The following is a 10,832-nucleotide window of genomic DNA, read 5'->3' on the forward strand; positions in this document are numbered from 1 at the left end:
GCGGTTGCAGGAGAACGAGCGGCAGCTGGGCTGCTGTTCGAGGAGCATGATCAGCCCAGCCATCCTGGTTCAGGCATGAACAGAGCTCCAGGGCTGATGCTGAGCCAGGCGCTGCAGGCTGGGGATCTGGCAGCGTGCCTTGAGGCGATCGAAACGATGCGGCGGCTGGACTACCCCGCGCCCCTTTTGGCAGCCATTCTGCAGCGGTGTCACCCGGGTCTGGACGAGAGCTTCCTCGACCCAGCCCTGGTGCCGGCCCCGCTGCTGCTGGTCCCGGCGCTTCCCGAGGCTCTGGCCCACTCTCCCCTGGACCCCCAGCGGCTGGCGATCTGCCACGGCGATGACCTGGAGACCTTCGTGAGGAGTGGACTCAATCCAGTGCTGCGAGGAGAGCGCCCGCTCTACTCGGGTCTGCCTCCGATCCCCATTGCGGTCTACCGGGAACAACTGAGGCGTACCCCGAAGCGACGTCACTGGCTGCAGCGCCTCAGTGCCCTGGAATGTCTGGCCCTGGAGGCCGATCCAGCCACGCTCGCGGTTGACTCGGCCCTGGCCCACTGGCACCCCAGCACGCTGGACGCCAGCCTGGCATCGGCCTGGGTGTGGCTGCAGATCGCCGCTGATGGTGAGCCGACGGAGGAGGCCGAGGCCACTGCCCATCTCCGCGCACTGCGTCTGGGATTCGATGCTGCCCGGGTGGTGTCCAGCCTGGCGGACTGTGCCGCTCTGGCGGAGGACGCGTCCCGGCTTGTGCTCGGCCGCGGTGGTCGCTACGTGCTCTGGAACCAGAGCACAGAGCCCCCACCCCAGTGGGGCCACTGGATTCGCGGGCTGGCCGACATGGATCCAGCACCACTGATTCAGCTGGTGGGCTCTGGTGATGGGGTCATCAGCCTGAAGGCTGTTCAGAGCTGTTCAGAACCTTCGCTTCTGGCCATCGATGCGGCATGGCTGGCCAGACGCCAGCCCGATCGCATCGATGGCCTGCTGCGCCATTGGCAGAAACGGCCCGTGCGGACACGACGACGCGGGGGCAGCGGGCGACAGGGCACCCGCTGGTGCGGGATTCTTCTGCTCACGGTCACAGCGCACCTGGCCGAACAGGTTGGCGTGGCGGAACTGGAACGCAGGGCCCGCCAGCGCGCCGTGGACGGTGGCTTTGATCGTGGTGAACTGTTCTGGCTGGATCGCCCCCTGGCGGAGCAATGGCTGCAATGGGCCGCTCCAGGCCGGAGCGACACACTCGTGGCCTTCCTGGGGGCCGATGACAGCACGGCACCAGGAGCCTGGCCAACGCTGTCGCGTGTGATCAGCTGGCAGCCGGTTGAGCTGATCTGCAGTGACGAGGAACTGATCTGGTGCCGAGAGCCGCGGCGGGTGGGGCTGCGCCAGCTGGAGGCCAGGCCCACAGCCTTCCGGCTGCTGACGCGGGGCGTCATCCCGGGGCTGGTGGGCGTGCCCGTGTCGGTGCTGGCGGGGCTGGATTGCGCCCCCACCTACAGGAGCCTGCACGCCCTGGTGAGAGATCTGGCCCTGCAATTGATGGGCCGTGGCGCCCGGATCCACCAGCTGCCCGAGGTGCTGCTGCTCCGTGACCCTCTGTCCAACCCGGCCGTGCTCCCCATCAGCGCTCCGTCCCATCGGCAAGGGCTCAGCCACAGCCAGCTCCAGGAGCTCACGGCTCTGGTGCAGCGCCAGGCCCGATCCAGGCTCCTCCCAGAGGGCGTGATCGCCACAGGCCCGCGCCAGGGCACGTTCATGGTGCGGCGACTGCCGCAACCGAAGGATCGGGTGTCGGTGCTGATCCCCTTCCGCGACCAGGCGGCGCTGACCCGCAGCTGTGTGGCATCGCTGCTCAGCAACGCCGGAGGGATGGCTCTCGAGCTGGTGTTGATCGATAACGGCAGCACGGAGGAAGACGCCATCGGCCTGGCAGCAGAACTGCAGCAGCACAGCCCAGTGCCCGTGATCGGGCTGCGGGATGAGCGGCCGTTCAATTTTGCCGCCCTCAACAACCGCGCCCGGCAGAGCTGCACGGGCAATTTTCTGTTGTTTCTCAACAACGACATCGTGTTCCAATCGCCGCGGGTGATCGAGCAGGTACTCGATCCATTTGGCTGCCGGGATGTGGGGGCGGTGGGCGCCCGGATGGTGTACGCAGATGGCCGCATCCAGCATCACGGCCTGATGGCGGTGGCGGGGCAGTTCCACGACATCCAGTCTCCGGGGAAAGGCATGGAGCCGGGAGCGGCAACAGCCATGGTGGCCGCCCTGGAGGTGCAGGAGCAGTGGTCGGCAGCCACGGCAGCCTGCCTGATGGTGCGGGCCGAAGCCTTCGATCAGATCGGCGGGTTTGAGGAGAGCTTCGCTGTGGCCTACAACGATGTTGACCTCTGCTGGCGGCTGGGACAGCAAGGCTTTGCGGTGGTGGTGACACCTGAGCCCAGGATCCTGCACCTGGAATCGCACAGCCGCGGGCGGGATCGCAAGGGCGAGAAGCGCAAGCGTCTGTATCAGGAATCGGCTCGCCTACGGGAGCGCTACCCCCGCCGCTTCGTGCAGGGTGATCCTCTGCATCACCCGAAGCTCAATCCCGATTCACGGCTGTTTGAGCCGGTAGGCTTGGAAGATGGAGGCGGGAAGTTATCGCAGAATCACCTGATATGGGCATGGAGAAGGCCAGAATTCAGAGCGGGACGGGAGAGGTCGTTGATGATCTATGTGCACTGGGATGGGAATGGGGAGGTGCGAGAAGATGTGCTGGAGCAGCTGCGGGAGTACAGACGCCATGTGGATCTGGCCTTCGTGTCAGCCTGTCCGGATCTGGTGCACGATCAGCACAGGCTGCAACAGCTCCGGGATCTGTGCGATGTGGTGTTGATCCGTGAGAACGAAGGTCATGACTTTGGAAGCTGGAAGGCAGGCATCAGCTATTGCTGGCCAGACGTTATGCAGACGCCCGAATTGATTCTCGCGAACGACAGTTGCTATGGCCCCATCTTCAGCCTGGAAGGTCTCTTCAGGCGCCTGAAGCAAAGCAGCGCAGACGTGGTTGGCCTCACGGAGGTCACCACAGTACGGCCACATCTACAGAGTTACTTCATTGCCTATCGCAGTAGGGTGGTGAGAGCACCTGTATTCAGGGAGTTCTGGGAAAGGGTAAGCACATGGAACAGCAAGATCGAGCTGGTGAAACACAATGAAGTTGGCTGGAGTGCCACGCTTGAGAAAGCTGGCTATACGCGGGAGGCATTGTACATGCAAGGCCACGGGAACATTACTCATACCCACTGGAAGGAGCTCATAGAAGAAAAAAGATTTCCGTTCATAAAGAAGGAGTTGCTCGAGCGCAACCCGCGGAGGATGGATATTCACAACTGGCGAGAAATACTAAATAAAGAAAGGCCGGGGCTGACAGAAGTAATCGATGGCCACCTGAGTGGCCCGTGGAGATCATGTTAGAACCGCTAAAGATGAATGCCAGAGTATTTGTAGTTGGCGCGGAATGCCAAGGGAGGCGTGGGATCCAAGGACTCCGATCTCAGATCAACAGGTGGCGGAACCACAAACAGCAGCAGTATTCGCTCAGTGGGAAACCGATGGAGAGGATGCGCCGATCCAGGTCTCCCAAAAGACGCCGATTGCTGGCAATGGGAAATGCCGCATTCTTGGGTCACTGCCAGGCGCGCAGGAGGGAAAGCTGGAGGCTCTGATTGAAACGACCAAGACTTAAGCAGGAATTAGTTGCTCAGAAGACGCGGCTGCGCGGTATGAATGAACCCACCGCAAGGTAGATGTTCTACAGCGCTCACAAATCTGTTCATGTCGTGGATTCAAGTGCTTGCAACATCATACAAGGGAAGGGGGATGCCCAAATGGCCATTCCAAGGCCTGAGAAATAAGAAAGGGTAGATTATACCCGTGAACAAACAGATATCAATTCATAAGCAGAGCGGAAGGTCTCATCCAGAGATTTCAGGGCTCAAGAGCTGCAGAAATCCTGATTATCGAGAGTTTCCCTAAGATCATCGGTGTTCAAACCACGCTTCTACAGGCCACAGCACGCGGGGGCTGTAGCCTTGTTCAGTGCAAGGAGAAAAAGGAGTTGGCACACCTTGCAGCTTCTATCGCTTGCCCCCCACCACACCGCGGCGCCATTCAAACTGAAAACTGCGTCAGCCACACAATAAAGTCCTTGAATTTCAGGGGGGCGCTGAGTGCGGGGCTACAATCACAAGATCCATACAGACAGCATCCCTGCTCGCAAACATTCCGGTGATTGGATATGATACACAAAGCACCAGAAGCTGGCTCAACAAGACGCCGTTTCAATCGAGCACACAACTAAATCACCCCACCCCCAAGAAGTAGCACCACAGAAAAGAATGAATCATCTCATCAAGAGATTCTACGAGGATCTAAGCTCAGGAAACAGAGCTGGCGCAGAAGAAGTAGCTCTTCAGATTAAAGCACTAGAAGTTCCTGAGGTCCTGGTCGAAAGTCTGCATTTCGTTATGGGAACCCTAATTCAGGGCGATCAATGCAGAGATTCCTACCCACCGCCTAACTCCTACTACAACAAGAAGATTGCCCGTGGAGTGAACGAAAAAGCACCTGTCACACGGATCGAGACCTGCCCCCTGGTAAGCATAATTATTGTTAGCTATAATTCATCCCAGAACCTTAGAGAGCTGTTGCCATCGATAAAATCTCAGACATACACTGAATACGAGATTATTCTGGTAGAGAACGGATCCGAAGACAATGAGAGCCTACTTGCAGAAGCTGTTGATAACTACGTTTACATCCAGGTCGGTGACAACGTGGGCTATGCCGAAGGAAATAATATAGGCGCTTCGCGCTCTCGCGGGGAGTACTTATTATTGCTAAATCCCGACACTCGATTAGGGGAAGATGCCATCAAGGAAATGCTCCGTGGAATCTCCCATGAGTCAAGCCATGCCTTGGCAGCATGTCCAAAGATCTACTTTTATCGTGAGTTCATCAGGGTTTGGATCAAGAATTCACCTGGAGATTGCAGGCTTGACTTGGAAGCTGCCGTGAATAAACTGGAATACCGCAAGATATTTATCCGAAATGGCACAAGTTCTCCATGCGGAAGGTATGTTTGGCCAGACGAACAGAATTGCATTTGCATTGATTTTCCCTCACCTGAAGAGCGAGAATCGATCAGCTTGGAAATCCTGCCACTTGAAAGCGACGACAAAGCCACCGGCAATCAAATAACAGGAAAGGCAGAAGTTTATATAGGAGATAACTTGGAAGCCAAGGGCTTAATTGAGATTGGAAGGCAGTTTGAGATTACCAGAACTAGCCAGGTAAAAAGCATGTCAAGGAGGATAATAAATAATGCTGGTAGCGGAATGGACAAGATGGGGATGGCCTTTGATAGGGGTTTTTCTGATGAGGATAGACCTGAGTATTCTACGCTAACTCACGTGGATGCATTTTGTGGCTGCTGTGTGCTCATCCATCGCTTGGCATGGGTAGCACGACAGCTCTTTTGTCCGTATTTCTTTGCTTATTTTGAAGACACTGAATTGAGCTACTGGATGAAACTACATCATTATCAAATACTCTATTGCCCCACAAGTATCGTTTACCATCGACATTCTGAGACAACACAAGAAAGCAGCCCAAACTGGGCGTATCTTGTTGGCAGAAGTAGGACGCTATACCAATGGATGACTGGAAGTATTGTTGATACGAGTTATGCACAGGAGCTGATTAATAAACAGTTATCAGATAAAGCGAGCCCTCATTTGATTGAAAAGATACAGTCTCTATACCCTACAGACGGCCTTGCAGGCTTGAAAAGATCGCAGAAAAGGGAAACGATTACGGTTGCAGTATACAACTCATATTGGACAACAATGGGTGGCGGCGAAAAACATGCACTTGATATCGCGAGTAGGATCTCGGAATGGGAAGGCCATGAAGTCTATCTTCTTTCAGAGCATCCATTTGATATTAAGAAACTGGCTCAGTATTTTGCAATTGACTTGGGCAAGTGCATATCATTACAGCTCAATGAGATTAACTCTCTGACGACAGGATTCTTTGATATATTTATAAACTCTACATACTGTTCGTTACTCCTCCCTCGCGCCTTAAGAAATTATTATATCGTTTCCTTTCCAACTAGGACGATGCCCGAGGAGTTAATCGCTGCCTATACCTTTTTGCATAATTCGAACTTTACTCATGAGTGGGCAACTCGATACTGGGGTACCCACAGCGCAACTGTAGTCTATCCCGTACTTGGCTGCGAAGTAGAGACCACGCAAGCGATGAAGAAACAGAAGGTTATTGCTTCAGTTGGAAGATTTAATTTTCATGGGCACTGTAAGAATCAGCACCTAATAATTAAAGCCTATAATCTGGCCAAACAGAGAGGAGGACTGGGATCCGAGTGGAAACTTATAGTTGCAGGTTCTGTCGATAATTCTATTCTAAGCTCAGTGAATCACTATGAAGAATGCCAGAAGTTGATCGAGGATGAAACAGTAGTTCTCATTCCCAATGCCGATCGAAACACAATTCTTCGGTTATACAGTAATGCATTTGCGTACGTGCACGGGACAGGCCTTGGCATAGATGTTGAGGCTAATCCTGAATTATGCGAGCATTTTGGAATTTCAGTGTTCGATGCCTTAGCAAACAACTGCATCCCGTTTGTGCATAATTCCGGGGGCGCAAAAGACATCCTCTCACAGGCCAGTCGTGGCATGCTTTACAATAACATCGATGAATTAATCATGTGCTTTGCGACACTGGACAGTCTTTACGAACAACAAGCCTTAGAGAGACATGGCTCTTCTTTGACAAAATCAATTGAGATGGCACAGCAGGCAGTAAAGGACAATCGGGCCCTATTCAGAAAGGTGATAAGTCAAACAGATCCTAGTACTCAGTCAATATCAGTTTAACTCTAAATCAATTATGAGTTTCGTAATCGGCTTTCATCGTTCAGGCACCTCACTGCTCACATCAGTCCTACACGATCTTTGTGTCAATACTGTCTCACTTCCGTTTACCATGATGCCTGGCGCATCGGATAATCCCGAAGGCTTTTATGAGAGTATTGAACTTTTTAACTTAAACAATAGTCTCCTTGAGAGTGTAGGTCATAGATGGGATTCGCCTTGGATAGTTACACCCAGAGTTGAGCACGTGATGGGGAGAATTGAGCAAAAAACAATTGACACTTTCTTGGGATCACACCCTATTTCCGGCGACAACACATGGATTGACAAAGATCCGAATTTATGTCTCACAATTGACTTTATTAACAGAATACTAAATGTTACACTCCCCTCGTTAGGAATTATCCGCAATCCACTTGCAGCGGCTCATTCACTTAGGCAGCGAAATGGATTGTCACTAGAACATGCTCTGGGTATGTGGATCATCTATAACTACCATGCCTTCATTGGCAACGCGTCTTTACCAGTAGCAATTTTATCCTTTGAGAATCTGATTAGTGGTTCTTTGGATGCGGCAGAGAAACTGGCTAGATTCACACAAGCATATTGCATCAAAAGCAATCAGAAGACTGAAGATAAGATGAAAGTTGACACAAGGACTCAGGTGGTAATGAAGACTCTTAAGGCAAGAACAAAAACCCATTTAGTGCATCAAGACGGGGCATCCGAAGTTTGGTCTGATAATGAGTTAGCCATGCGTGCCCTGGATCTGTGGAATGCGATCAAAAACACGTCCCAAAGTAGCTATTATCCAACAGCTGAAATTCAAACCAAAGGAGCATTAGCCATGTGTGCTGTAATAAAGTGCAGCAGTCGCATACTTCAAGTTCCATTCTATTCCTTTAACTTGGAACTGGCTAAAAGGCTTGAGGTGAGCCATGGAGAGTCTAGGCGGCTTGAAACGTCTATCAACGAGTCGTCGATTCAATGGGAGGCTGATCGTGACCGGATGACCAGCGAAGTTATAGGGTTAAAGCAGAATATTCAAACTCTGCGTGCTGAGTACTCATATGCACAGGGTCAGCTCACTGAATCAGTAGATATTATTCGAAGGCTACAAGAAGAGCTATTAGAGCACGGAATACAGAAGCAATCCTTGCGTCAACGATTGGCAGACGAAGTAGCGCAGAGGCAAGAGGTTGCCAATTTGCTAACCAAGAAGGGCATTGAGATGCAGTTAATTTCGAATAAGCTGGATTGGAATAGAAAAGCACTGAAGATGATGAGAATAATCCTGGCAAAATCAGAGAAAACAACCAAGGATCTGCAACTTCTGTTCGCGAGAACCTTCCAAGAACGGGCAATGCCTCGAAAGCTACTAATGTCGGACTCAGTGTTTGTGAATGGCAATAAGCCCTCAGCGAGATCATAACAGATGCTTCCACAGTTATTCGCTACTTGGGGTCTCCTGAGAAAGGCAAGCGGCGTCTCAGGTGATAAGTCCTGGGTATCCCCGCCAGCTTGCCGATTGATCCTCAGGCGGCAGCAGGATGCTCACTCAGCACCGCCATATGAGAGTTGCAGGCTGCTCTATGGGCCAGAAGCAGCTGTAGCCAGCAGGCCACAAGGAAAAAAGAAGCTCCAAGAGCTTGTCGAGGTTCATGACGAGCACATTGAACGCAATGGCGGAACCCTGGGTCGTGGCGAGCTTCTCGCGGATCAGATCCAATCCATACCGTCGCTTCCCCAAGCCAATCTCGCCCTCAACGGCATTGCGTTGTCGCTGGTCATCAAGAAACTGCTTCTTCTCCTCCGCCAGCAACTGTGGATCGCTCCTGGGGCGACCGGGCGCGGACCACTCAAGCGAATGCCATGACGCTGGCAGAAGGCTCGGTTGGCTCGCGTTCGATAAATCTGATCAGCACAGATCACCTTTGGATAGTGGCCATATCGGCGTCGATAGGCTCTTGCCTGAGCCTTCAGGTCTTCTCCTTCGTTGTAGGGATCATGACTCAGCCGATCGAGGAAGGTAAAACCGTCACGTACCCATTCAGGGGCGAGACGCTGAGTCACGGCACTTCGGCTCCCATGGTCATCAAGCGAGTCTGCTGATCTGCTCTGCTGATGCCTCAGGTGCGTGAGCGCTGCTCAGTTGTTGGGTAGCAGTGAGGGCATCTCACCTCCAATCCGATGGGCAGCCCAGGCCAGCTCGAGGAAGCTCCACACATCGCGGCCTTGTTGCCGCAGGCTCGTGCACACCGTCAGCAGCCGCGTGCGGCAAAGCCCACCGCTGCGGGACTGGACGCCGTGACTGATCTTGCGTTGAATCACCGCCTGCCGCAGCGCCCTCTCGGCGCAGGGCTGATTCAAAGTGTTTCACAGGCACTCTTGCCGCTCCTGTCAGCATGGGTTGAGGTTGGCGGAATCGCCTCCTCCTTGTGTCCGACAGCGCCTCTGCCGCAACCGATCTCGACCTGATCAGCTATCTGAGGTCGATCCCCGATGCGCGGATGCGGCGCGGGGTGCGGTTTCCGGCTTGGTATCTGCTGCTGGTGGCCGTGCTCGGAATTCTGAGCGGCTGCCAGAGCCTCCGGGATCTGGAGCGTTTTGCCATCCGTCACCACAGCGTTCTGACTGAAGCGCTGGGAGTTGAGCTGCGCCGTCCGCCGTCGGATTCCTCGTTCCGCTACTTCTTCCTGCAGGTGGACGTGACCGCTCTCTGCGCCGCGATCCGTGATTGGACAATTGCCCAGATCCCTGGTGGCGCAACCGATCTCGACCAGCTGATCTGTGACGGCAAGACCTTGAGGGGCTCGATCGAGCCCACGCGTGGTGGAGGCTCCGCCTTCATTGCACAGGTGACGATCTACTCCGCTGCCCTGGGCGTGGCGATCAGCCAGGCCTGCTACGCCACCGGCGAGAACCACGAGCGGGCGGTGCTCAGGCAGCTGCTTGGAGAGCTGGATCTGGAGGGCGTGCTGATCCAGGCGGATGCGCTGCACACGCAAAAGCCTTTTTCGGCAGCTCCAGGAGCAGGGGGCCGACTTCCTCCTGACCGTCAAAGCCAACCAGAAGATCCTCCACCGTCAGATCCGCAGCCAGTTCCAGGGAAAGCGGTACATCCCTTTTGTGGCAACGGATCACGAGATCAGCCACGGCCGGGACATCACCTGGACGCTGCGCGCCAAACCGGCCCCGGAGTACATCGGCCAGGCCTGGATTGGCACCGGCTGGATCGTGGAGGTGGCGGCCACCGGCACCCGCGACGGCAAGCCGTTCCAGGCCACGCACCTGTTTCTCACGAGCCTGCGCACCACCCCAGAAGCCCTACTGCAACTGGTGCGCGACCGCTGGAGCATTGAGGGCTGGCACTGGATCCGTGACACCCAGCTCCATGAAGACGACCACCGCTACCGGGGCAATGGCGCTGGGGCCATGGCCACCCTCCGCACGGCAGCCCTGAACCTGCTGCGGCTGGCCGGCTTTCAGTCGATACGAGCTGGCATGCAGGCCGTGATGCACGACATCACGGCATTGCTTGTCAAGCGACATCCGGAATTGGTCCTCCGGCGACACGAAATCTGGCCCACCCTGTGGGGCTTTAGCCCCGGCTTGTTGACGCCGTAGCCGGCGCCGGTTGGTCTTGCTCATCAGTCGTTGGTGATGTGGATGGGGGTGGATCGGGAGGAACGGGATGCTCATGGGCTTCCTCCCTCCCCGGTGGCTGGGATGGTGCTCACCGCACTGCTGCTCCTGATCTGCCCGGTGTCAACTACATAGGCGGGTGGCGTCAATTACGTTGGCGGGTCAGCCCCCCCCACCCCCCTGCCATGGCAGGGGGGTGGGGGGGGCTGCTGTTGGCGGGTGGTTGGCGGGTAATTGACG

General features: G+C 55.0%; 3 protein-coding genes and 2 pseudogenes. 4 read left to right on the forward strand and 1 reads right to left on the reverse strand.

Annotated features, from left to right (window positions below):
- Positions 1 to 75 precede the first annotated feature (75 nt).
- The 3 genes from KBY96_RS15245 to KBY96_RS15255 all read left to right on the forward strand — a co-directional run bounded on the left by KBY96_RS15245 (position 76) and on the right by KBY96_RS15255 (position 8,379).
- The gene (locus tag KBY96_RS15245) at positions 76 to 3,462 is read left to right on the forward strand and encodes a rhamnan synthesis F family protein (RefSeq protein WP_254980392.1); all 3,387 of its coding nucleotides are present in this window, start codon (positions 76 to 78) and stop codon (positions 3,460 to 3,462) included.
- Positions 3,463 to 4,385: 923 nt separating this feature from the next.
- Entirely contained in the window at positions 4,386 to 6,950 is a 2,565-nt protein-coding gene (locus KBY96_RS15250) for a glycosyltransferase (RefSeq protein ID WP_254980393.1), read from the forward strand.
- A gap of 112 nt (positions 6,951 to 7,062) precedes the next feature.
- A complete protein-coding gene (locus tag KBY96_RS15255) occupies positions 7,063 to 8,379 on the forward strand; it encodes a hypothetical protein (RefSeq protein ID WP_254980394.1) in 1,317 nt (438 codons plus the stop codon).
- A 192-nt stretch (positions 8,380 to 8,571) separates the two neighbouring features.
- Here KBY96_RS15255 and KBY96_RS15260 read toward each other — a convergent pair.
- A pseudogene (locus KBY96_RS15260) lies at positions 8,572 to 8,987 on the reverse strand (transposase); the annotation flags it as partial.
- 470 nt (positions 8,988 to 9,457) lie between these two features.
- Between KBY96_RS15260 and KBY96_RS15265 the strand changes: the two are divergent.
- Positions 9,458 to 10,574 (forward strand): annotated as a pseudogene (locus KBY96_RS15265) (ISAs1 family transposase).
- Positions 10,575 to 10,832 lie beyond the last annotated feature (258 nt).

Origin of the sequence: Cyanobium sp. ATX 6A2 (assembly GCF_024346355.1) — a bacterium.
Taxonomy (GTDB): Bacteria; Cyanobacteriota; Cyanobacteriia; order PCC-6307; family Cyanobiaceae; genus NIES-981.